The 25,191-nt window shown below is 33.4% G+C and carries 21 protein-coding genes and 1 pseudogene; 16 read left to right on the top strand and 6 right to left on the bottom strand.

All coding sequences use genetic code 11. From position 1 onward, the window contains the following. The first annotated feature begins 6 nt into the window (after nt 1-6). From ACFFU9_RS15250 to ACFFU9_RS15175, 16 genes and pseudogenes are all read left to right on the top strand, one after another. Nucleotides 7-360 (top strand): sulfatase-like hydrolase/transferase, encoded by a 354-nt coding sequence (locus tag ACFFU9_RS15250; RefSeq protein ID WP_379862338.1) that lies wholly within the window; start codon nt 7-9, stop codon nt 358-360. Then, a complete protein-coding gene (locus ACFFU9_RS15245; protein ID WP_379862337.1) occupies nt 354-1,472 on the top strand; it encodes a sulfatase-like hydrolase/transferase in 1,119 nt (372 codons plus the stop codon). The genes ACFFU9_RS15250 and ACFFU9_RS15245 overlap by 7 nt, the downstream gene beginning before the upstream one ends. A gap of 174 nt (nt 1,473-1,646) precedes the next feature. Further along, nucleotides 1,647-3,161, top strand: coding sequence for a sulfatase (locus ACFFU9_RS15240; protein WP_379862336.1), 1,515 nt, complete (start codon nt 1,647-1,649; stop codon nt 3,159-3,161). 142 nt (nt 3,162-3,303) lie between these two features. Next, nucleotides 3,304-4,458 carry a glycoside hydrolase family 88 protein gene (locus tag ACFFU9_RS15235; RefSeq protein ID WP_379862335.1) on the top strand — a complete coding sequence of 385 codons (1,155 nt, stop codon included), beginning with the start codon at nt 3,304-3,306 and terminating at the stop codon, nt 4,456-4,458. A gap of 6 nt (nt 4,459-4,464) precedes the next feature. Continuing rightward, nucleotides 4,465-6,032 (top strand): annotated as a pseudogene (locus tag ACFFU9_RS15230) (DUF4955 domain-containing protein). 7 nt (nt 6,033-6,039) lie between these two features. Next, on the top strand, nt 6,040-6,645 hold the full coding sequence (locus ACFFU9_RS15225) for a CBM96 family carbohydrate-binding protein (protein WP_379862334.1): 606 nt from the start codon (nt 6,040-6,042) through the stop codon (nt 6,643-6,645). A gap of 32 nt (nt 6,646-6,677) precedes the next feature. Further along, nucleotides 6,678-8,261, top strand: a complete 1,584-nt coding sequence (locus ACFFU9_RS15220; protein ID WP_379862333.1) for a sulfatase family protein — start codon at nt 6,678-6,680, stop codon at nt 8,259-8,261. A 283-nt stretch (nt 8,262-8,544) separates the two neighbouring features. Then, the gene (locus ACFFU9_RS15215) at nt 8,545-8,742 is read left to right on the top strand and encodes a hypothetical protein (protein WP_379862332.1); all 198 of its coding nucleotides are present in this window, start codon (nt 8,545-8,547) and stop codon (nt 8,740-8,742) included. A gap of 12 nt (nt 8,743-8,754) precedes the next feature. Next, nucleotides 8,755-10,314, top strand: a complete 1,560-nt coding sequence (locus ACFFU9_RS15210) for a chondroitinase-B domain-containing protein (RefSeq protein ID WP_379862331.1) — start codon at nt 8,755-8,757, stop codon at nt 10,312-10,314. 823 nt (nt 10,315-11,137) lie between these two features. Continuing rightward, nucleotides 11,138-11,359, top strand: coding sequence for a hypothetical protein (locus ACFFU9_RS15205; RefSeq protein ID WP_379862330.1), 222 nt, complete (start codon nt 11,138-11,140; stop codon nt 11,357-11,359). 21 nt (nt 11,360-11,380) lie between these two features. Continuing rightward, the gene (locus tag ACFFU9_RS15200; protein WP_379862329.1) at nt 11,381-11,725 is read left to right on the top strand and encodes a single-stranded DNA-binding protein; all 345 of its coding nucleotides are present in this window, start codon (nt 11,381-11,383) and stop codon (nt 11,723-11,725) included. 79 nt (nt 11,726-11,804) lie between these two features. Then, nucleotides 11,805-12,185 (top strand): DUF6876 family protein, encoded by a 381-nt coding sequence (locus ACFFU9_RS15195; protein WP_379862328.1) that lies wholly within the window; start codon nt 11,805-11,807, stop codon nt 12,183-12,185. An 11-nt stretch (nt 12,186-12,196) separates the two neighbouring features. After that, on the top strand, nt 12,197-12,394 hold the full coding sequence (locus ACFFU9_RS15190; RefSeq protein WP_025613688.1) for a hypothetical protein: 198 nt from the start codon (nt 12,197-12,199) through the stop codon (nt 12,392-12,394). A gap of 430 nt (nt 12,395-12,824) precedes the next feature. Further along, nucleotides 12,825-13,205: a BfmA/BtgA family mobilization protein gene (locus tag ACFFU9_RS15185; protein WP_379862327.1), complete on the top strand. Its 381-nt coding sequence runs from the start codon at nt 12,825-12,827 to the stop codon at nt 13,203-13,205. A gap of 11 nt (nt 13,206-13,216) precedes the next feature. After that, nucleotides 13,217-14,248: a MobB family relaxase gene (gene mobB / locus ACFFU9_RS15180; RefSeq protein ID WP_379862326.1), complete on the top strand. Its 1,032-nt coding sequence runs from the start codon at nt 13,217-13,219 to the stop codon at nt 14,246-14,248. Nucleotides 14,249-14,251: 3 nt separating this feature from the next. Beyond that, nucleotides 14,252-15,832: a type IV secretory system conjugative DNA transfer family protein gene (locus ACFFU9_RS15175; protein WP_379862325.1), complete on the top strand. Its 1,581-nt coding sequence runs from the start codon at nt 14,252-14,254 to the stop codon at nt 15,830-15,832. A 128-nt stretch (nt 15,833-15,960) separates the two neighbouring features. Here the strand turns inward: ACFFU9_RS15175 and ACFFU9_RS15170 are convergent, their stop codons facing one another. The 6 genes from ACFFU9_RS15170 to ACFFU9_RS15145 all read right to left on the bottom strand — a co-directional run bounded on the left by ACFFU9_RS15170 (nt 15,961) and on the right by ACFFU9_RS15145 (nt 25,190). Then, on the bottom strand, nt 15,961-17,631 hold the full coding sequence (locus ACFFU9_RS15170; RefSeq protein WP_379862324.1) for an ATP-dependent nuclease: 1,671 nt from the start codon (nt 17,629-17,631) through the stop codon (nt 15,961-15,963). A 24-nt stretch (nt 17,632-17,655) separates the two neighbouring features. Then, on the bottom strand, nt 17,656-20,880 hold the full coding sequence (locus tag ACFFU9_RS15165) for a type I restriction endonuclease subunit R (protein ID WP_379862323.1): 3,225 nt from the start codon (nt 20,878-20,880) through the stop codon (nt 17,656-17,658). A gap of 3 nt (nt 20,881-20,883) precedes the next feature. After that, on the bottom strand, nt 20,884-21,987 hold the full coding sequence (locus tag ACFFU9_RS15160; protein WP_379862322.1) for an ImmA/IrrE family metallo-endopeptidase: 1,104 nt from the start codon (nt 21,985-21,987) through the stop codon (nt 20,884-20,886). Nucleotides 21,988-22,004: 17 nt separating this feature from the next. Then, nucleotides 22,005-22,337 (bottom strand): hypothetical protein, encoded by a 333-nt coding sequence (locus ACFFU9_RS15155; protein WP_379862321.1) that lies wholly within the window; start codon nt 22,335-22,337, stop codon nt 22,005-22,007. Between the two features lie 64 nt (nt 22,338-22,401). Beyond that, the gene (locus ACFFU9_RS15150) at nt 22,402-23,661 is read right to left on the bottom strand and encodes a restriction endonuclease subunit S (protein WP_379862320.1); all 1,260 of its coding nucleotides are present in this window, start codon (nt 23,659-23,661) and stop codon (nt 22,402-22,404) included. Further along, nucleotides 23,658-25,190: a type I restriction-modification system subunit M gene (locus ACFFU9_RS15145; protein ID WP_379862319.1), complete on the bottom strand. Its 1,533-nt coding sequence runs from the start codon at nt 25,188-25,190 to the stop codon at nt 23,658-23,660. The genes ACFFU9_RS15150 and ACFFU9_RS15145 overlap by 4 nt, the downstream gene beginning before the upstream one ends. Nucleotide 25,191 lies beyond the last annotated feature (1 nt).

The raw sequence follows: 25,191 nt of genomic DNA, 5'->3' as shown, positions 1-25,191 counted from the left end.
TATAATATGAGAATTTTAAGATTTTTAATACTACTAATGCTAATTGTAAACTATACAGAGGCACAAGAACAACCAAATATTGTATATATAATTTGCGATGATTTGGGATATGGTGATGTTCAAGTTTTAAATCCAGAACGTGGGAAAATATTAACCCCAAAAATAGATGCATTTGCAAAAGAATCCATGGTTTTTACTGATGCACATTCTGCATCTGCAGTATGTACACCATCTCGATATTCCATTTTAACTGGGCGATATTCATGGCGATCTAGATTACAAAAAGGTGTTTTGCGAGCAGGTAATGAATTTGAGCCGCTAATTGATGAAAAGCTTGTTATACGGTTCCTGCAATGTTAAAGAAGGCAGGATATAAAACAGTTGCTATGGGGAAATGGCATTTAGGATTTACTTATCTAAATGAAAAGGGAAAACCTTATGAGCTTTATAATGGTAAAGAATTATTAGATGTTCCCATTGGTGATTTTGTGCCAAATGGAGCGGTTTCACGAGGATTTGATTCTTATATTGGGTTTCATCATTCAACATCAATGAATATCATTGTAAAAAATAATAAGGTGATAGACCATATGGCACCTATAAAAATGTTACAATTTTTAGGTCATAACGCAGCCGATTATATAACCAAAGAAGCTACCAGTAAAGAGCCGTTTTTTATGTATTTAGCTCTGAATTCTCCACATAGCCCTGTAGTTCCATCTAAAGCATGGCAAGGTAAGAGCGGGATGGGTGATTACGCCGATTTTGTAATGGAAACCGACGATGTGGTTGGGAAAGTTCTTGAAGCTCTAGAAAAAAATGGAATTGCAGATAATACAATAGTATTTTTCACAAGTGACAACGGAACGTCTTATCCAACAGCGAACGGTAAAGAATTAGAAGGGTTAGGACATTATCCAAGTGCAAATTTCCGGGGTTCTAAATCTGATATTTGGGAAGGTGGTCATAGAGTTCCCTTTATGGTAAGGTGGCCAGGAAAAATTGAGGCAAACTCTATAAATGATGAACTTATTTGTCAAACAAGCTTAATGGCAACTTGTGCAGAAATTAATAATTTGAATGTGTCAGAAAACGTAGGGGTAGATTCGTATAGTATTCTTCCTTTACTTAAAAATAGAAAAGCAAAGAGTAACCATAAAATGGTAATTCATCATTCTATACAAGGAAAGTTTTCTATTCGAAATAAAAAATGGAAATTAGAATTAACTCCAGGCTCTGGTGGTTGGACATCACCTACAGACCCAGAGGCCAGAAAAGAAAATTTTCCAAAGATGCAATTGTATAATATGAAAAAAGACCAAGAAGAAACTACAAATCTTTATAAAAAACATCCAAGAATCGTAAAAAAAATGACTTTAGAATTAGAGAAAATAGTTAAAAATGGACGAACAACCCAGGGTCAATCGCAAGAAAATGATGTGATGGTTGATATATTCAAAACGGATAAATAATCATTTATGGGATAAACATTGTTTATTATTAAATAAACTATAAATAATCTCTGCGTGATATTAACAATCAAATACCATCAATAGTATATATCTTCAATCTGTTATAAAGATAAGTAGGAATCTATAACATAAGTAATGATTTATTAAAAATTTTAAAATAAAAATACTGACTATATGAAGCTTTTTTTTTTATTCGTGTTGCTATCTGGAGCTTTGATTTCTTGTGTATCTAAGCAAAGTAAAAAACAGAATGATAGTGTTTTAAACAAACCAAATATCTTATTTATTTCTGTGGATGATTTAAATGATTGGCCAGGGTTTTTGAAAAACTTCCCAAATGTTCAAACTCCAAATATGGATAAGCTAGCTGCCAGAGGAATGGTGTTCTCAAACGCACAGTGTCAAGCACCAATATGTGCGCCTTCAAGGGCTTCCTTATTTACAGGCTTGTATCCTCATACCACAGGTTTGTATTATCAATTCTCAGATGAAGATTTAAAAAACAACAAAGTAATAACAGAGAAAGGCACCTTCATGCCAGACTATTTTGAAAAACATGGTTATAAAACATTGGGGGTTGGAAAAATATTTCACAACGGAGATAATAATTCAGTTTTTCAAGAATATGGAGGTGTGTATTCCGAAATGTTATTCGGTCCTAAACCTATGGAGCGCGTTAACTATAGTCCTGCGTGGTTTCCAGCCGCTGAGGGTAGGGGTACCGCCACAGATTGGAGCCCAATAAATTTGCCAGATTCTGACATGTCTGATTACAAAATTGCTGACTGGGCGGTTAATGAACTAGATAAAAAGCACGATAAACCATTCTTTATGGCGGTTGGCTTTATTAGGCCTCATGTACCTTGGCATGTACCGCAAAAATGGTTTGATTTGTTTGATGACGCCTCTATCGAAGTGCCCCCATACTTAGCTAATGATTTTGATGATATTCCCGAAATTTCAAAACAATTGCATCACATACCTGCTATGCCAGATACCGACTGGTTAATTAAAGAAAATAAATGGAAAGGTATGGTAAAAGCATATTTGGCATCCATGGCGTTTGTTGATGCACAATTAGGAAAAGTGTTAGATAAATTAGAAAAGAGTGATTATAATAATAATACCATAATCGTTTTATGGTCAGATCATGGGTATCATCTCGGGGAAAAAGGGAGGACAGCAAAACACTCTCTCTGGGAACGCGCAACCCATGTGCCTTTGGTTTTTGCAGGAAAAGGAGTAAGACCTAACACCAAATCAAATAAACCAGTAGGGCTAATTGATTTATATCCAACTCTTTTGGATATGGTTGGGTTGCCGGAGAATCCTGAAAATGAAGGAAATAGCTTGCTTCCTTTGATAAATGATGAGAATGCAGCTTGGAAACATACCGCCTTAACGTCCTATGGTTATAAAAACATGTCACTCTATAAGGGGGATTATCATTTTATAACTTACCGAAATGGTTCTGGTGAACTTTATAATTTAAGAAAAGACCCTAATGAATGGAACAATTTGTTCTTAAATGAAGCCTATGCTGAAATCATTATTGATTTTAAAACACATTTACCTGAAACCCATGCTGTTTTATCATTGGATAATAGAATGGATGTTAATGAATATATTGATAAAGAGTTAATTGAATTTGGCATTACGATTCCTGAAAATAAAATATTAAATCACTGAACTGTAATATTTTGAAAGGAACCAATCCGCTAAAAGTATAAATTCACAATTCACAATACTTTATATTTTTAAAGCAGTAAAAATAATTTATAAATGAAAACAGTTAAATTATCCCTAATGGCATTTGTATGTAGCTTTCTACATGCCTGTCCTGTTAGCGTATCAAAAAAGTAATGAGGACTTTACAGAAAAACCTTTGGTTTTTGCCGATAAACAAATGTCATTATTATTAAATGATGCCTTAGCAGCAAATCGAATCCCAAGAACCATTGATGAAAATGGTGACATGCATTTCACGAATTTTGGTTTTGATTGGACTGAAGGTTTTTTCCCAGGAACTTGTTGGTATTTATACGAAGTAACAAAAGAAGAAAAATGGAAGCATGCAGCACAAAAATTTCAAAAACAGTTTGAAGATCATAAATATAAAACAACCAATCACGATTTAGGTTTTATATTTAATTGCTCGTATGGAAACGGTTATAGGTTAACTAAAAACGAAGCCTTTAAAAAGGTTTTAATAACTGCTGGAGATTCCTTAATTATTAGATTTAATCCTGTTGTAGGTAGTATAAAAAGTTGGGATGTTGATAGAGGTTGGCAATCTGAAAAAGGTTGGAAATTTCCTGTCATTATTGATAATATGATGAATTTAGAAATGCTTTTTGAATTATCTGAATTAACAGGTGATGACAAGTACAAAAAAGTGGCAATAGCTCATGCAGATACGACATTGAAAAATCATTTTAGAGAAGACAATAGTTCTTATCATGTGGTTGATTACGAACCAGAAACAGGAGAAGTAAGAAGTAAACAAACGGCACAAGGATTTGCAAATGAGAGTGTTTGGGCTCGTGGTCAGGCTTGGGGAATTTATGGTTATACAATGTGTTACCGTTTCACTAAAGATGAAAAATATTTAGAGCAAGCCCAAAAGATTGCTGAGTATATTTTGAACTACAATGGGATGCCTGAAGATGGAATACCATATTGGGATTACAATGATCCAGAAATACCTAATAGCCCGCGTGATGCTTCTGCCGCAGCAATAACAGCATCGGCTTTAATTGAACTAAATGAATATACTAAAGGCAAATATGAAGATGCTGTTGATGTAATTTTAGGTTCATTAGCTTCAGAAGTATATACCGCAAAACTAGGTGAAAATAAAAATTTTATATTAAAGCATAGTGTTGGTAGCATTCCTCATAATAATGAAATTGATGTGCTTTTAAATTATGCCGATTATTATTATGTTGAAGCTTTGATTAGATATAAAAAATACAAATCTAAATAATAAATTATGCCTCTTAAAAAATTAATCTTAAGTTTTTCACTGTTTGTAATGACAGTTAGCCAAGCGCAAAAAAGTGCCGTTTGGGAAGATTTTAAATCGTCACAAAAATCTGGTAACGAAGCTATTCTGCCCGATTTCTCCTATGCTGGTTATAAATACAGCGAAGTTGAAATACCAACGGTTAATTATAAAATATTTAATATCATAGATTTTGGAGCGATTCCCAATGATACGAAGTCAGATAAAAATGCACTGATAAAAGCAATTGCTGCAGCAACTAAAAATAAATCGGGTATAATTTACTTTCCAAAAGGTAAATATTATATGAACACTGGAGATGATGCCTTAACCCCCATTCAGTTCAAAGCTTCAAATATTGTGTTTAGAGGAGAAGGAACGGGGGCAGATGGAACAATTTTATTTTTTGATAAAGATCTACTTCCTGTAGATCCTAAAAAGTTATATTCTGTTCCAAATATGATACAAAGTACTTCCGGAGGTAAAAATGAGAAGTTAGCAAATGTTATTGAAGATGCAAAAAGAGAAACATTTAGTGTGAAAATTTCGGATGCTTCAAAAATCGAAAAAGGAGATTGGGTAATTTTACAAGTAGCTAATAATAGTAAAGATTTGATTTCATATGATATTGAACCCTTAGTTCCTGAGCCAGAATGGACTTCAATTTTAGATAAAGGAGTTGTTGTTAATGAGCGTCATCAAGTAAAATCGATCAATGGAAATACCATAACTTTTTTTGAACCTATTCACTATGATGTTCAAAAGAAGCATAATTGGGAGCTTTATACTTTTGCTCATTCTGAAGGGATTGGATTTGAAAATATAACTTTTGAAGGAAATTGGACTAAAGAGTTTGTGCATCATCGCTCGGCACAAGATGATGGCGGTTGGAGTATTTTAAGTGTAAATAAAAGTGTGAATTCTTGGGTAAAAGATTGTCGATTTGTTAACGTATCAAATGCTATTACTTTTAGTGCATGTGCGGCATCTACAGCTTTAAATATTATTATTGAAGGCAAAATTGGGCATAGTGCTGTTCATGCTGCTGGTGGATCTACTGGTATTTTAATTGCAAATGTAAATGATTTGGCAGGCATGCACCATACCTCGGGCGTTGGTGGCGGAAGTACTACAGGAACTGTTGTTTGGAGATCAAAACATCCTGCACACGCTTGTTTTGAGGCGCACGCCTCACAACCACGATGTACTTTATTTGATAATGTTGAAGGCGGTTTTTTTTAGGTAGAGCTGGAGGTGCTAGAAAAAACTTATCAAATCACGGGCGCTATTTAGTGTTGTGGAACTACAAGGAAACAGATGAGGCTGAGACTAACTTCGAATTTATGTCAACTAAAACATGGTTTTGGAAAATTGTCCCCCCAATAGTTGTTGGTTTCCACGGTTCGGGAACTACTTTTAAAGAAGATGAAATTCAAATTTTAGAAAGTTTAGGGACACCAGTTCAGCCAGAATCATTATTTGAAGAACAATTAAAACTACGTTTAGGAAAACTCCCTAAATGGGTTGAGGATATAAAAAAAACAACTTTAAAATAATTTAATTATGAAAACTTTACAAAAAATTTCCGCATTATTTTTTATAGGGGCATGTACATGTGCTATAAATGCGCAAAGTCAAAAAATAACAGTATCAGAAGATGCCTTTATTCAAGGAGGAGAAACTTCAGGAACTGCTTTTGGACAATCAACACCTAAAAATTTACGTATTTTTAATTCTAAAAGCGATAATAAATATTCAAGGACTACCTATTTGAAATTTACATTACCAAAAAAAATAGAAAATTTAAAAGCTGTTGAGTTAAACATTAATTTGAAAGTTTATAAAAGTGATGAAGATCCAAAAGCAATGTTTAATTTACAAATTTATGCTGTCGAAAATGACACGTGGAATGAAGCTACAATAACTTGGAATGACACTCTTGAATTAGGTAGTTTAGTAGGAGAAATTGAAGTGCCACAATCTCTGGATGATAAAAACCAAAATTTAAAAATTAAATTGAATGCTGAAGAAATAAGTAAACTAGTTGATGGTAAAAAAGATAGAGAAATTACTTTAGCTTTATTAAATTCCAATTTCAATAAAATTGGCGGCATGGCTGCATCAAAAGAGCAATCTGACAAAAACGCCTCTTTTTTACTAATTGATTAAAACTAAAACAATCCATTTTTAAATTTTGTGATATGAAATTTACACGAGTTCTAATTTGCTTTTTCTCCCTGTTTATAATAATCGGTTGTCGAACTCAAGCAGAAAAAAAAGTTGAAATTTTTATAGAAAAACCAAATGTATTAATCATTTTTCCAGATCAATTAAGACGTTATAGTGCTGGTTATTGGTCCGAAGATAAATATAAAGAGCATGTAATTGGTAAACCCGATCCAGTAATTACACCAACTATAGATAAATTAGCTCACAATGGCATTGTATTTACCAACGCCATTAGTAATTATCCATTATGCAGTCCGTTTAGAGGCATGCTAATGTCTGGAATGTATCCAGAACAAAATGGTATTTGGAATAACTGTAGGGTTGGAAGAGATGATAGTTTAAAGGATGATATTCCAACCTTAACGGATTTGTTTTTTGAAGCGGGTTATAATACATCTTACTTTGGAAAATTTCATTGGCTTAAAACAGAACCATTTTTTGATGTTGATGGGAATTATGTTGGTACAAAAGAAGCGCCAGGTGGACATTATGTTAATAAATATGATACGTATATACCAGCGGGAAAAGCCAGACACAACATCGAGTATTTTTATCAAGCATTAAAAGACGACCACTTTAATCCACATATTTATTCGAATGATCCAAATGCAATTGAAGGAAAAAAGGATGGGGAATTACACTTGCCCAAAGTATATTCTGCAAAAAATGAGTCGGAAAAAATTATAGATTACTTGCAAAATAAAAACAGTCACAGAGATTTAAATAAACCTTTTTTTATGATTTGGTCCTTAAACCCTCCTCACAATCCTTGGGGAGACGCGGATACGGACATGGAAATGATGCGAGCGCATTATGATACAGATAAATTCCCTGAAATTGATAGAAAATTAGTGGTTAGGGAAAATGCAGATCTGGAAGTTGCTAAATATGCAAGAAACTATTTTGCAGCCGTAACTAGCATAGATAAATACATAGGATTGGTAATAGATGAGTTGGAAAAAACAGGCGTGTTGGATAATACCATCGTTGTTTTTAGTTCAGACCATGGCGAAATGTTAGGAAGTCATGGAATGGAAGGGAAAAATGTAATAGAAATGGAAGCTATGGCAATACCATTTATTGTGCATTGGCCAAAAGGGTTAAAAGCCGGTGGAATAACTGATGTGTTATTAAGTGCGCCAGATATTTTACCAACAACCATGGGACTTGCTGGGCTTACTAATAAAATTCCAGCAACAGTTCAAGGAACCAACTTGTCAGGGTTGCTTACAAACCCAGCATCAAATAAAGTTGAAAAACCAGATGCCGTATTGTTAATGTTGGGAAATTCTAGAGGTATTCTAACACATCAATATACATTGAGTTTAAAAGAAAATAAAAAGCAGTCGGGTGAAAGGAAAGAAAAAGGGTCAGTGGACGCTTTTATATACGATAATATAAATGATCCCTATCAGCTAAAAAAAATAAGATTAGAAGATAAACCTGAAGTAGCAAAGAAATTATTAATAAAGTTAGGAGAAAAGCTGAAAATGGCAAATGATCCTTGGTTTAAAAATAAAAAATTTAGCGAATTAATCCCTTATGCTTCAAAATAAGGTTTTGAAGCATAAACCTTTTGTTTAATAGAAGAGAAAAACAATAAAAATAATATGAAGTATCTTTTTTGGAGTGTTTTAGCAGTAATTTTACTTCATGATTGTACGAGCCGTTCTGTTAAAAACTTATCAGATGGTACCTGAGAGCCTGAAATCTTAAAAGAATCTATACGAATAGTGATAGGCTCGAGACTACCAGATTATTCATATGCGGGGTCTATGTAATGAGAAAAATCAATTCCAACGGTTGGCACGAAAGTTTTTAATCTGATGGATTAATAAAATGCACATAGATTGTCACAAACAATATTTAAGAAGTAACGTAATTGGAGTGCGTTCATCACATCCGAATAAAAAGTTAAGCATTGAGCATACTTTTGAAAACAGAGCAGATGAATGGATTTATGTGGAAGGTTTAAATACTTCAAAAAAAATGAATTCACTTTATGAAGTTGAATTAAAAATAAGAATTGAAAATTAAAATTTAAAAATTATGAGTTTAGTTACAAAAGTTGTTCAAAGTGTTTTTTTATTTATGGCAATTGGCTGCCATGCACAATCAGGAATTTTAAACACCATAAAAGTTTCAAATAATTCGCAATTAATAACAGCCATTTCTGAGGTAAAAGCAGGAGATTGTATTTTGTTAAAATCTGGTGAATATAAAGACGTTAAATTGATAATGCAAAACTCTGGAACAGCTGAAACCCCCATTTTAATTAAAGCACAAACCAACGGTGAAGTTTTTTTTACAGGAGATGTGAAAATTGAAATAAGAGGAAATTATAACATTATTGAAGGAATATATTTTAAAAATGGTAAAAGAAAAAAAACGGAATGGAAATCTCATGGACCTGGTCTTGTTGCAATTTACGGAAGCTATAACCGAGTTACACAATGTGCTTTTCATGCTTTTGATGAGATAGATTCTGCATATATAACAACGTCATTAACGGAAGAGGGGAAGGTTCCGCAATATTGCAGAATTGATCATTGCTCTTTTACCGATAAAACGACATTTGACCAAGTGATAAATTTGAATAATACATTACAAAAAACCTTAGAAGGTGAGCCAGGAATACCAATGTACCATAGAGTAGATCACAACTATTTTTCAAATCCTAAAAAACAAGGAAATGCAGGTGGTGGAATTAGAATAGGATATTGGAGAAAAGATTTTGGACGATGCATTATAGAATCGAATTTATTTGAAAGACAAGATTCGGAGCCTGAAATAATTACTAGTAAATCTCAAGAAAACGTCTTTTATAATAATACTGTAAAAAATTGTAGAGGAACTTTGAATTTTAGACACGGAGATACACAAGTAGCAATCAATAATTTTTTTATTTCTACCGATACTAAACATGAATATGGTGGCATGTTTGTTTGGGGTAGTAATCATATAATAGCCAACAATTATTTCCAACTAAAAACAACTATTGAAAATAGAGGTAATGCAGCATTGTATTTGAATGCTGGAATTGAAGGTGATGAACATGCATTGGCTTTCAATATTAAAATATTGAATAATTATTTTATAAATACGAATGGATATGCTATAGATTTTCAGGGATTAAAAGATCGAAGAAAAGAAAGAACTGAACAACTGGGGAAAATTTTCCAATTACCACATCATATTACGTTAAGTAATAATCTTTTTTATACTGAGAATAAAAAAGATTTTTCATTTTTCAATTATGAAAATTTAAAAAACAGAAATATTAATTGGGAACAAAATGTTGCATTTGGAAGCAATTTGGGAATGCCGAAAAATAAAGGTGTCAATCAAAATAAAATAGAGTTTACCCAAACCAACGGTTTTTTTATGCCTATCAAGCCTTTTCCACCATCAACTTCAAAAGTCAATAATATTAAAGGTATTAATCTAGATTTCCAATACATAATTAATCAAGGAGTTAGAGGGATGCCATTAACAAGGAATGAAGTTGGTCCCAAATGGTTAAAACAAAATCCAAGTACCTATGCTGAAACAGGACAAATTTCAAAAGAAATTAAAGAAAGATTATCTAAATTAGAAAACAAAATTTAACAGAAGTATTTTAATTTATATCTGATAAATCTAAACATAGAATTAGAATGATTTATAACAATAATAATGAAAAACCTATTGATCTAAGTAGCGTTTCTTAAGAGTTTTATTTATAAGAAGTAACATAAAATCAAATAGGAGTATTAAGTTGAAAAACAATATAAATTAAATGAAATATTCAAAGCCACTAATTGTCAATTTGATGAGTAGTGGTTTATTCCTTTTAAAATCACTCAGTCCATTCCCCTGCATTCCGTAAAAACATCATTCCGAGCAAAGCGCTTCATTAAAAAAGTCTTGGACACAACTTCAAAGATTCCGATTTCCATTCCACTTGTCCGCTCATTCCCGAGAAAAGTCGGGAAGCTATTAAACTCCATTTCAATATACATCTTTAAAGTCAAGTCCGCTTAACATACTACTAAACGACAATAATTAGTTTTCATAACCCACTCAGCACATTCCCCTACATTCCACGCTCGCCTGCTGAAAAAGCAGGCAACCACTTCACTTCGGGAAAAGAGCTTCCCTGCACAGGTCTTGGACACAATCCCCAATTTTAGCTTTCCATTCCGTTAACCCGATCCGCTGCACTGGAACGGGACACTTCATTACTGAGCCAAAACTGTGAATAGCGTCCGCCAAATTGGAATTCTAGTATTCATTTGGTACCGCTTCCTATGTTTTTGTATTTCACAAAAGTCTTTAGACTTACATCCGCACCCTCGCGGTTATACCCTTTTTTCGACAGCAAAATACCAACATTTTGAAGTTGAACGGACTGCATAAACCGTTCTCGCTGCGCTTCACTATTTATAAGTCCTTGTCAATTCCAAATATTGAAAATGTATCAGCAACAAAAAAAGGTAACAGCGAGGGCGCTATGGGAAGTAAATCTAAAATGAATCTTATGAAATCTTACAAAAACATCAAAAAGGAAGCAGCACCAAAAAAAACAAAAAAGGAAAACGCTCAAGATATAATAAGTAAATCAATTCAAAAAAATATAAAGGCAAACTGTCTGAATGGTTCAGATAGATTTTAATTAATTCTTAAATATTTTAATATGGGTACTTTAAAAAATCACGTACAGTTAATCGGAAACGTTGGACAAGAGCCAACCATTACAAACCTTGAAAGCGGAAAGAAAGTAGCCCGTTTTTCATTAGCAACAAATGAGTATTACAAGGACAAAGAAGGCAACAAGCAGACGGACACGAATTGGCATACCGTAGTAGCTTGGGGCAAGACTGCCGAAGTTGTAGAAAAGTTTATTGTTAAAGGCAAAGAGGTAGGAATTACAGGGAAGCTAAAAACCCGAAGCTACACAACTGATGATAACGAACAACGCTATGTAACGGAAGTTGTAGCCGATGAAATTCTTTTACTTGGAAGCAAAGCTGATAAGTAATATCTAAAATTAAAGAGGGCGTAACCATCGAAAGATGCGCCCTCTTTTTTCATTATTCACACTTTAAATAATATGCACAATGAAAGCACAAGTTAACGAAATAAAAGAAAATTTACAGACATTTAGTGGTACTAATTTCTTCTATCAAATACCACTTTTAAAAACTCGGTTTACGGACGGACTAAAATATTTAGCGGAAGTTGCAGAATGTTTTTGGCTCATTACGGACACATCCGTAATTGCAAAAAGTCTGATGAATAGAAGTGAATTTGTAACCATAGACTTTAGAAGATTGTCCAAAGAAAAACAGGATTTTACAGGTTATGAAGCTGAAATTATTTATACCGATGGCAACGATAATATTCTCGAAAAACATGGATATAGAGTAACCGATTTTCCGCTTGATGAATTGCGTTTATTTTTTGTAAATAATACGCTGATGTTATCAAGTGAATACTAAAATCTAAAGCCATGGTATATCTCAATTTTACAGACCTGAGCGAAGAAGCTCAAAACCGACTTTTAGAAAATTCTAAAATAGACGTGGAACGAAAATTTGGCGATAGTATTCGCAAATACGTAACCGAAAATTACACTTGTTTTGAAACGATGATTGAAGAAGAAGCGATGCGAAATTTATACTCTTATAAATTCATTTTCAATATTTAATTTTTTTGAAATAAGAAACAAGCACCTCTAAAATTTAGAGGTGTTTTTGTATGCAATTTATATCATATCAATAAAAAAACGTATCTTTATTCCGCTGGAAATACAGCACACAAATTAAAGTAGGGTTATCCACTTTTCGACTTTCGCCGATAACCATACACATCGAAAAATAACATATCGGAAAATTATTTTCCTAAAATGGCAATCAGCTTTTTGAGCTGGATTGTATGGATTTTTGTTCGCCTGTGGCGAACGAAAAGGAATAGCAAGAGGGTAACACGCTACGCGATGTTTCGGATTCCTTTTCGTTTTCAAATAACTGATTATCAGCTATTTGAATATATTTTAATATCCTGACAATCAACGATTTGCGACAAACGGGCTGGAAACGCCCATTTTTAGGGAAGGTTTTGCGACAAATCGGCGAAATATGGACACATTTATAGGAATTAGATTCAAAAAGGAAACAGCAAAACGTTTTCAAGAATTTTCAAGAACACACTTCAAATCGCATACAGAAGCGATGGCAACGATGCTCGATTTTTTCTTCTACAACGAGATATCGCCAAAGGAAAAATTGGGTCCGACCGGTCGGACAATCGAAACTTCCCTTAAGAAGCGTATCAATGCGGTAATCGCTATAATGCGAGATATGGAAAAGACCCAAACCAAACCAACGGTCGCGATGATAGAATCACTTTTTCAAACGGAAACACCAACAAAGAAACCTTTGATTTTAGAGAAGAAATTTTTAGAAAAAAAGAAGGAAGTGCGATTCAGAGAAAAGCAAAATCACAATAACGGACTTTAAATTTTTGAGCTATGTATATCACAATCACACCTCAAAAATTAGGAGGCACATATTCACAAAGTTCAGCGGATTTTGTGGGTTATTTAGAGAAAGAAAACCAAGGTCTTGAACAAGAGAATCTGGAACACTTTTTCAACCAATATGGCGATGAGATTTCAGCCGAAGAAGTCGTAAAAGATATCGATGGAAATGGTGCTAAATTGAAGAAGACCGAACCGAAATTTTATTCCATAACGGTCAGTCCTTCAAAATACGAATTGAACAGATTACAGAACAGCAGCGAAGATTTAAAAAAGTACACTCGTGAGCTGATGAAGGATTATGTGGCATCCTTCAATCGGGAAATTAACGGTCGCCCGATTACCATCGATGATATAAAATATTATGCAAAAATCGAACATCAACGAACCTTTAAGGGAACGGACTTTCAGATTAAAGAAAACCAACCCTACGCCACAAAAATACTTCAGCTCAAAAATGACATCCGTAAAATAGAAAGTGGAACACTAGAAGGGAATATAAAACGCAAAGAAAAGGAAATGGCAAAATTGGAACGTGAAGCACCACACCAACAGAACGGTAAACGAATCGTACAGGGAATGCAAAAAGATGGAAACCAAAGTCATATTCATATTATCGTGAGTAGAAAGGATGCTTCCAATACATTCAGCCTTTCGCCAGGGAGTAAACACAAAGCTTCGGAAGTGGAGATGCACGGTAATAAAGTAAAACGTGGTTTTGACCGTGATAATTTTTTTCAGAGTGCCGAAAAAGCCTTTGATAAGACTTTCGGCTATCAACGGAATTTTGCGGAGACCTACAAGGCAAGAAAGGATTTCATAAAGAATCCAAAAATCTATTTCGCATCATTGATGAAATTACCCACCAATGAAAAAGCATTGGCCTTCAAAATAATGGGCAAAGCGGGCATTCCGATGATGCCAAGTATTCCTGTAACGCAAGCACAATTAGCAATGAAGGTATTTAATAGGCTGCGACGTGGTGCAGAAGTGGCCATCAAATCAAGTTCCATAGGAATCTAAATTATGCAGATAGACAATTTCTTAACGGTATTTTTAATTATTGGTTTGACCAGTACGGTTTTCTATGGAATGTTTCGGATAAGCAGATATGCATTCATTATCAATTTTCTGATGCTTGGTGTCCTTGTGTTTTGTCTAAACGAACAAGCACAATTAATTTTAATAGCGCTCTATTTGGTTTGTCCTCTTAAATTAATTAATATAGGACTGTATGTTTTTTTGCATAAAATAGAAAGACCAAATAAAGGCGATAGAAAATACCAAGTCAACTTTGCTACTACCAAAGGAAATTTCAAATTAGACAACATTAAACGTGGTGCCTCGGTCATAGGTTCTGCTGGAAGTGGAAAGACGGAAAGTGTGGTCTATGGTTTTTTGAAACACTTCGAAAAAGAAGGGTTTTGCGGAATTATCCACGACTACAAGGATTTTGAGCTTACCGAAATGGCTTATCCACTCTTTAAGGATGGCGATATCCCTTTTAAGGTCATTTCCTTCGATAAAATCATACATAGGGTAAATCCTATTGCACCACGCTATTTAGAGAACGAGGAAAGCGTAAATGAAGTGTCGAGGGTATTGATTGAAAACCTTTTAGAGCAACGAGAATCTGGAACAACCGGTACAACTAAATTTTTCAATGATGCAGCTGAAGGATTGATTGGTGGATTGATTTGGAAACTGAAAACCGACTACCCTAAATACTGTACACTACCGCATTTGATTGCCATTTACCAACACCTTGATACAGATAGCCTAATTCAATTTTTGGAAACCAATACTACTTCAAGAGCCATGGCAGACGCCTTTATTAGTGGTAAAGATTCGGAACGACAGACTGCTGGGGTAAAAAGCACCTTGGCCAATGCGCTGAAACGAATCAGTACTCAAAGAATATTTATGGCATTATCGGCAGACGAAGTACCATTAAATATTAATAGTACTGAGAATCCCTGCGTGATTTCGATAGTGAACAATCCTAAATTTGAGACTTCTTATTCACCAGTAATTGCAACTATTATTCACACCATTACCAAGCAAATGAGTGTTCGAAATAGTGAGCCTTCATTTCTGTTAATGGAAGAAGCACCGACCATTCGGTTATTGAATATGCACCGTATTCCTGCGACACTAAGAAGCTATAATATTTCTACAATTTATGTGATGCAAGATAAAATACAAAACGATATGATGTATGGCGACAAAGCGAGTAAGGCAATTTTAAGCAATCTGTCTTACCAATTTTTCGGAAAAGTTAATGATCCAGATACCGCTAAATATTACGAACGCTTTTTTGAAATCATAAAAGACCCAACCAAAAGTATAAGCCGGGGACACAATTTAGATTTTGATACAAGAGTTACTACAGGAGAAAAAGAGATTCCTAAAATCAGGGCAGATATTTTTTTTAGGTTGAAGCAAGGCGAATTTATTACATATGCGGATGGTAAGGATAAAAGGGTGTGTTTTAAATTAGCCAATATTCAACGCGAATTTCCACAAGAATCTAAGCAGTATTCAAAGGTTGATTTAGAAGCTAATTTTGAGCGGATTTATGAAGAGGCGAGGTCAATATTTAATTAGAGTTGGCAACAGCCCACACAAAAAGTATGACAGTTTAAAAATGGCGGCAGTACCATAGGATGCACTGAAGCGTTGGCATTGTGCGGTGGGAGTGCATAAGCCGTGTTTTGTGCGGTGGCTGGGTGGGGCTAAAAAAGATTTTCAATATATTGAAATAATATACTAAAATTACCAAATTCATTTACATCTAAATCTTGTATATGCTGTGAAAAATTATTTTTCTTACCACTAATTTCATAAATTGAAACGCCATTGATAATAGGTTCGTCAATCATATTGTGTTGCTGTAATATTTCATCACTAAAATAATGTTCAATGACAAAATACCGCTGTTTCATACTATTTATGTTTATATATTGCTGTCTAAATATAGGAACTGGTAAAACTACACCAAAAATATTTTTCTCTAAATGCTTCCTGTGAATACTATTATAGTCTTGTGGTGTAAATATTTCTTTATTTAAACTATTAAACTGCTCATACCCCTCTCTATCATTATCAAATAAACCTATTATTTTTAAATCAGAAAAAAAAGTTGACAAAGTTTCAATCGTTCTTCTTACGCTGTCAGCATTACCTGTTCTGGTGTTTTCGTCTATCTGTATTCCTGAACTTATAAATTTAAAAGGACAAGCAATATCTGGATTTAACTTAGACCAAGCAATTTCGAGTATTTTTTTGTCTGTTTTACCTTCTGTGATTACAATGATTTTATTTCTTTCTATTTCATTTAGACTAAACATTTTTGAAGCAAGTTCGGCCGTTACATTATTATAATTCTCTTTTGGAATAGGTATTATTTTGCCTTTTTCTAAACTTACCTTATTAATAAACAACAATTCACCTTCCTCGGCTTTGTTAATTAAACGGTCATTATGAGTTATTATAAAGTGTTGATTGTTTATATCAGTACGTAACTCATCAATTAAAGCTGATTGTAGATTTGAATGAATATGGGAATCAGGTTCATCTATTAGTAAAATATTTAAGCAATTATCACGTCTATTAATAAACTCTAAAGTGGAAAAAATATCAATAATTTGTAATATACCACTTCCTACAAGCGAGATATCAACTTCTTTTGAGTTATCAATTTTAACAGTTATTCTAACATATTCTTCATCTTGTAAATTTTTATTTTTGAAACGAATTTCTACTTGATTATTAAATACTTTGGAAATACGTTGCTGTAATCTTATAAACTTTCTTTCAGATGGGTCGCCCTTCAATATTTTATTTCTAATCACATCATACGTTTTGCCAAGTGATATTTTTTTCATCAGTTGAGCACTATTGTAAAAGGGTTCATTTTTTATAGTGCTAAAAACTGGGCGTGTATGGTAAATAAATATGGAATTGGATAAATTCAATCCCTTTTCTTTTAACATCTCACTGAGCGATTTAAAATCCTGGCCTTCATATTTTACCCTCAAATAGAAACCCATAGAAGCAGGTTTCTCAAATTTTATTTTAAGAGAATAAATTTTCTCTTCGAGTAGAATATTTATGGTTATAGATGCTGTTTTCTTATTTGAATGAAAAACGTCATTTATATTCGTTATTCTTAAAAAGTACAAACTATCAAAAGAGATATATCTGAGTGTATTTGAACCATAAAAACTTTTACCATTTGCTTGAATTAAACTTTTGTAGCCTAACATCCATAAATGGATAGCTTCAAATAATGTAGATTTACCAATATTATTTTCCCCAATAATAACATTGAATTTTGGATTTAAAGGTATCTCAACTGAATTGAATGCCTTAAAGTTTTCTATTTTAACACTACATATTTTCATAAATAAGAGCTAATTTTATTTTAATTATTTAGTCCAATGGTTCGCTAACAACTCTGCTTGTTTTAATACGGTTTCTGTTGCTAATTTTTGAAGGTCTGGTGGATAGCCAAACTTCCTTAAGGCTCTTTTTACCATTACTTTCAGTTTAGCTCTTACGCTTTCCTTAATCGTCCAGTCTATTGTAGCATTGTTTTTTACAACTTCTGATAAATAGACTGCTAATTCTCTTAAAACCTCATTACCTAATACTTCTTTGGCACTTTCATTTTCAGCAATTGCATAGTAGAAGGCTAATTCTTCATTGGTTAAGCCTGTGTCTTTATCGGCTTTGTCTTTATTTTTTATGCTATTGGCTAACTCTATCAATTCTTCTATTACTTCTGCTGCTGTAAGAATTTTATTTTGATATTTTTTAATAGAATTTTCAAGCATCTCCATTAAGGATTTACTCTGTATTAGATTTGTTTTTGCTCTTGATTTTATTTCGTCATTAAGCAATTTTTTTAATGTTTCTAATGCTAAGTTTTTATGCTCCATATCTTTGATTTCCATAAGGAAATCATCAGATAGGATTGAAATGTCAGGTTTCTTGATACCTGCTGCATCAAACACATCTATCACACCATCTGAAACTAATGCTTTATCAATTACTTGTCTGATAGCTGATTCTATTTCGTCATCTGATGTACCTGAGCCAGTAGTATCGAATTTTTGAAGCCTTGATTTAACCGCTTGAAAAAAGCCTATTTCATCTTTAGCATCTAATGCTTGCTCGTGAGGTATAGCAATTGCAAACGCTTTAGACAATGCTGTAACTTCATTGATAAAACGTTTTTTACCATCTTCAATACTCAAAATATGCTCTTCTGCTGCTAATATTATTTTAAGTTTAGTTTTGGTATCAGCTGTAAAATATTCTTCATACAATAAACCTTTATTTCTCCCTAAATATGGAACGGATGGATCTTCTACTAATGAAGTAAAATCGCTGGAATAGCCTTGCTCTGGTTTCTCTAAAAACATTTGCGATACAACTTCTATTTTTTCCAACATTAGTTGTACTGCTTGATCCTGTGCAATGGTTGGGTCTCCTTTACCACCACTATCTGAATAAAAGGCTAATGCCTTTTTAAGGTCTGATGCTATACCCAAATAATCAACAACTAAACCACCTGGTTTATCTTTATAAACTCTATTTACTCTTGCAATAGCTTGCATTAAATTATGGCCTTTCATTGGCTTGTCAATGTAAAGAGTGTGCATAGAAGGAGCATCAAAACCTGTTAACCACATATCTCGAACTATTACTAATTTTAATTCGTCTTTTGGGTCTTTCATACGGTCTGCTAATGCTCTACGCTGTTGCTTTGTGGTATGATGTTTTGCCATTTCTGGACCATCAGAAGATGATGCAGTCATTATTACTTTTATTGCTCCTTTGTCTAAATCGTCATTGTGCCAATCTGGTCTTAAAGTGGTAATAGCTTTGTATAATTCTGCTGCTATTCTTCTCGACATAGAAACTACCATTGCTTTACCTTCAAAAACCTCTTGCCGAGCTTCAAAGTGTGTTACTACATCTTTAGCAATACTTTTTACTCTTCTTTCGCTTCCGACTAAGGCTTCTAATTTTGTCCATTTTGCTTTAGCCTTTTGGGTTTCGGTTAATTCTATTTCGCCTAATTCCTCATCTAAATCTTCAACCATTTTTTTACCTTCTTCTGTTAAGGCAATTTTGGCTAATCTACTTTCATAAAATATTCTAACTGTTGCACCATCTTCTACTGCTTGGGCTATATCATATATATCTACATAGTTCCCAAATACTGCTGATGTGTTTACGTCTGTATTTTCAATAGGTGTTCCTGTAAAACCTAAATAAGTGGCATTTGGCAAAGCATCTCTCATATACTTTGCAAAACCATAAACTACTTTATTACCTACCACATTACCATCTGCATCTTTTTCATCTATTGTTTTAGCTTTAAAACCATACTGTGTTCTATGGGCTTCATCTGCTACAACAATTATGTTTTTACGTTCTGAAAGGGTTTCAAAAATGTTTCCTTCTTCTGGTTGGAATTTTTGAATGGTTGCAAAAACAACTCCACCTGATGCAACTTTTAGCAACTCTTTTAAGTGATGGCGATTTTCAGCTTGTACCGGTGTTTGTCTTAATAATTGAGTGGATGAAGCAAAGGTGTCAAATAATTGGTCGTCTAAATCATTTCTATCTGTTATGACTAATATGGTAGGGTTGTTTAGATTTAAAACTATCTTACCTGAATAGAAAACCATTGATAAAGACTTTCCAGAGCCTTGTGTATGCCATACAACTCCACCTTTTCTGTCTCCATCTTCTACACTTGCTAATTGGGTACTTTTAACTGCTTTGTTAACTGCATAATATTGATGATAGGCTGCTATTTTCTTTACCGTTTCAATAGTGGTAATACCTGTTTTTAAATCTTCTTTTTTAGATTTTTCAAATACAATAAAATGACGAATAAGGTCTAAAACGGTTTCTTTATTTAGCATCCCATTGATAAGCGTTTCCATTTCAGGAATAAGATGTGATGCTTCACTTTCTCCGTCTGCTGTTTTCCAAGACATAAAACGAGTAAATCCTGCCGATAATGAACCTGCTTTGGCTTCTGTACCGTCTGAAATTACCAATATGCTGTTGTAGGTAAATAATGATGGAATGGTAGCTTTATAGGTTTGTATTTGCTTGTAAGCCGACCTTATTGTTGCATTTTCATCTACTGCATTTTTTAGCTCTATGACTACTAAGGGTAAACCATTTATAAATAGAATTACATCTGGTCTTTTGTTGTTGTTATTTTCAATAACAGTAAACTGATTGATAACATTAAATTCATTGTTATTTACCGTATCAAAATCAACTAATTTTACAATATCTCCTCTTTGGCTTCCGTTTTTTTGATAGGTTACATTTATGCCCTCTGTGAGCATTTTATGAAACGTTTCATTATCGGTTAATAAATCAGGTGTACCTATACGCAATACTTGTTTTAGAGCATCTTCTTTAGCATTACTTGGAATACTTGGATTTATACGGTCTATTGCTTTCTGAAGCCTTTCTGTAAGAATTACTTGATCAAAAGAGGTTCTTTCTTGTGCATCTGTATCAGGTGCAATATCTGGACCATAGATATAGGAATACCCAAGGTTTTCTAATTCTTCTATAGCATATAATTCTATGTCGTTTTCAGTAATTTTAGCCATAGCTTAAATAGTTAAGTCAGTAAATTCTACCTTAGTTTTTAAGCTATTCAAACGTACATTTTTATACAAATGTCTGTATTGTCTTTGTACTTGGGCTACAATGATACCAGGGTGTTTTTTAAATTTATCACTTAGTTTTAAAATTAACTCTCTATCAAATTTTGGATATTTAGATAACTCATTTCTTTCTTTTTCTGATAATAACATACGTGCTGCAAATGCATCTGCTTCATCTTCCTTGTCTTTATCTGGAACAATTTCTTCCAACCCTTCAATAAAAATATCTTTTTTGCCGTGGTATAAAATATGCCCTAATTCGTGATAAAAGGAAAACCAAAAGGCGTTGTAGTCTTTTCGTCTATCTGTTAATTGAATTAGTGGTGTTGAATAATTTTTTATCCATCTGGAAGCTCCATAAATTGGTGCTTTTTTAATACAAGGTGTATAGACTATTGCAATACCGCAAGAAGCACAAAGTGCTTGCAATTCTTCTAACCAATTATCGGAATGGTTGTAGCAAATACTTTGAAAAGAGCTGTAATTTGCTCTAATCTTCTTTTTGTCAAATGTATCTAATTTTATTTTTTCAGCTTGTAATTCTCCTAAACGCAACCAAACTGAAATGGCTTGTGGATGAACAGTATGCTTTAATTCTATTTTAAAAGCTAATGAGCTTTCTTGGTAAATAGCGTGCCATTCATTTGGTGTTGCAATTCTAAAGTATTTTAACAAGCCTTCTGCTAAAATTGTCTTTTCGTTGGTATCCGGCAATAATCCCCAATTCTTTAGCTCTTTTGTAGGAAAACCTTGAACCCACTCTTTGCAAGTTTCAAGATATTCCATTTGCTCTATCTCCAATAATTCATCTTGGTAGGTACGTTCTAAGTTTATCCAAAAACTTGCAGGCACACCTAAAACGTATTCTAATTTGGTGGCTGTTTCTTTAGTTATTGGTGCTTTTCCTTTGATTAACTCATTAAGTTTAGGAACAGACCTCCCTAAACGCTCTGCTAATTCTGCTTGCGACATACCTATATGGTCTATATGCTCTTGAATACTATCGCCTGGGCAAGAGAGTAAGGATTTTTTTAATTTTAAATCAGTCATTTTGTTTCCTTTTTAAGTTAGTGAGGGTCTTCTACAGACTCAATACTTATAATGGTTATCGCTTTTAAATCTACTCCACCATCTTCTAAGGTTGGTATAGGGTCTTGGTTTATTATAAATAGTATTCTCCAATTTTCTTGAATGTCTATTGACCAACTGCCTTTCCCTTTGCCTATGTGTTGGTGCAATCGTAATACAGGTAATTTTGAGATCACCTCTAAATTATCTGCGTTTTTAAGCTGAGTGATACGCAACTTTACCTTTTTTGCTAATGTGCCGTAACTCTTTGCTATACCTTTATCAGTATCGAGCGACTTCTTCAGCTTGTTATTTTTATACGATAATTCCATTGCAAAGTTACAAAATTAATTACTTAAAAGGTTAATGATTTTTAATTTTAATGATTTTTAGATACTAATCAAGTCTGATTTCTCCACTCAATAATCGTGGCAAAAGTGTTTTTCTTAAATGCTTTAATGTTTTTATTTCATCAAAATTGATTTGCCTTTTTTTAAAAATGTCTTGAAAAATTGGCGTTAGTCTTTCAATTGTTTTTTCATCTGGTATTAGGACTTCCACTAATTTAAGTTCGGATTGTTTAATTCCTTGAACAGTAGAGCCAGAACCCCTTCTTGAAACAAGATATTTACCATATCGTGAATTAAGCCATAAATACAAATATTCAGAGGGAAGAATTGCTTTGTCGGTTCTTAATGTATATACTCTTTGTGCAGGGTAATAATTAGTGTTACCTAAAACAAAATACAACTCACCTAATGGAGCCTCTGAAGTCATAATTATATCCCTTTCTTGAAGTTTCTCGCTTGCTTCCCATAGTTCTTGACTAACGTAATTCATTTGGTGTTGGCGAATTATTTCACCACCTTTTACAAACTTTGCACTTAATGCAGGTATTCCTTCATCAACATATACAGGTGTTTTACCTCTATTGTCTATTAATATGGTAAGACAATCAATCAATTTGACAACCTGCCAGTTACTCGGTATTAAACCTATTTCAGTACTAATTGAATTGTCACTTTCATTATCAAGCTTTATATTTTCTTCAAAAATGATATTAGCTAAGTTGTATAATGTTTCATTCGTTGATTCTAAATTTTTAATTTTTCTGCTAATACTAAATAATGTATCAGCAATTGTTTCTTGTTCCTTAGGATTAGGAAGAGGAATCAACATCTCTTTAAAATCTCTTTGATATAAATGAGGTATTACAGAACCTTCTGTTCTACTTTTTATTAGATGCTTAAAAAAATGAGACCTAAAATAATTGTACAAATAGCGTTGGTTTAGCTTTTCAGAATTTTGTCTTATAACAAAAACACCACTTGCAACAGTTGCTGGTTCAGGTAATTTATCTACATAAGCTATTTTTCCAATTGTACCATCTTTGGTCATTAAAATATCATCCTGTTGAAGCATAATTTCTGGACTTTCGTCATACCTTTCTTTTGGAATTCGACCTACTGTAGCCCAGTTTACTTCATCATTTTTTATTTGCTCACCATTTATTATAGCATAGCCTTCTTGGATGTACTCAGATTTTTTTAAACCTTTCCAACCAATACGTCCTTTTATGTAGAGTAAATCACCCAATGGCACTAAATCCCAATCCTTAGGAAGTAAACCTAATTCTGTTTCTATCCTTTCGCTCATAATTCAATACCAACTTTTTTAAGGTTCTTTAATAGAGATTCGTCAATTATTTTTGATTCTTCATATTGAAAACTTAAATCCTTTTGAATTTCATTAATCTTATCTTCATAAGGAATACCATCATCTTCAAGGTCTGGAATGCCAACATACCTTCCTGGAGTTAAAACATATTTATGTTTTTCTACAGCTTCAAGTGTTGCTGACTTACAAAAGCCCTTAATATCTTCATATTCACTTGGATTATTTAACCAGTTATGATAAGTGTCTTTTACTTGTTGAATATCAGATTCGGCAAAAGCCCTGTTTTTACGATTAATCATATACCCTAAATCAGAAGCATCAATAAATAAAATCTCACCTTTTCTTTTGGTCTTTTGTTTCCTCATAAACCACAAACAAGCTGGAATACCTGTATTGAAGAATAAAGAGCTTGGAAGCATAACAATACATTCCACTAAGTCTCTTTTCACAAACTCTGACCTTATTTCTCCTTCATTAGAAGTGTTTGACGATAACGCACCATTTGATAGAACAAACCCTGCTTTTCCTTCATTATTTAAGTGATATAAGAAATGTTGAACCCAACCAAAATTTGCATTGTTTATTGGGGGTGGTGCGATAGACCACCTTGCATCACTTCTTAAAAGATTTCCGCTCCAATCACTATCATTAAATGGAGGATTTGCGATAATGTAATCTGCTTTTAAATCTTTATGTGCATTGTTTAAAAATGAGCCTTCATTGTTCCACTTTACTTGTGAGCTATCAATCCCTCTAATGGCTAAATTCATTTTAGCCAAACGCCAAGTAGTCTGATTGCTTTCTTGCCCGTAAATGGAAATATCATTGATTTTACCTTGATGAGCCAAAATGAATTTTTCAGACTGAACGAACATACCACCTGAACCACAACAAGGGTCAAACACTCTACCTTTATATGGTTGTAGCATTTCTACCAATAGTTTTACAATACTCTCAGGCGTGTAGAACTGTCCGCCCTTTTTACCTTCAGCTAAAGCAAATTCACCTAAAAAATACTCATATACTTTCCCCAATAAATCTTGACTTCTGCTTACTTCATCACCTAAAGCAATGTTACTAATCAAATCAATGAGTTGCCCTAAACTGGTAGGGTCTAAATTCTCTTTGGCAAATGCTTTGGGTAGTACTCCTTTTAGTGAAGCATTGTCTCTTTCAATAGCATCCATTGCATTATCAATGTCTTTACCTATTTCAGGAAGTTTGGCTCTACCTTGTAAATAAGACCATCTTGCAGAAGGTGGCACAAAGAATACATTTTCTGCTCTGTACTCGTCTCTGTCTTCTGGGTCAGCACCTGCATATTCGCCTTCACCTGCTTTTAGTTTGGCATAAAGTTCTTCAAAAGAATCAGATATGTATTTTAGAAAGATTAAGCCTAATACAATATGTTTATATTCTGCTGCATCAATATTTTTTCGCAGTTTATCTGCTGCTTTCCAAAGCTGTTTCTCAATTGGTTCCTGGGTTGATTCCTTTTTTTTAGCCATC

This window comes from Mariniflexile ostreae (genome assembly GCF_042427585.1).
GTDB lineage: Bacteria > Bacteroidota > Bacteroidia > Flavobacteriales > Flavobacteriaceae > Pseudalgibacter > Pseudalgibacter ostreae.
This window is presented reverse-complemented; position numbering and strand designations above follow the sequence as displayed.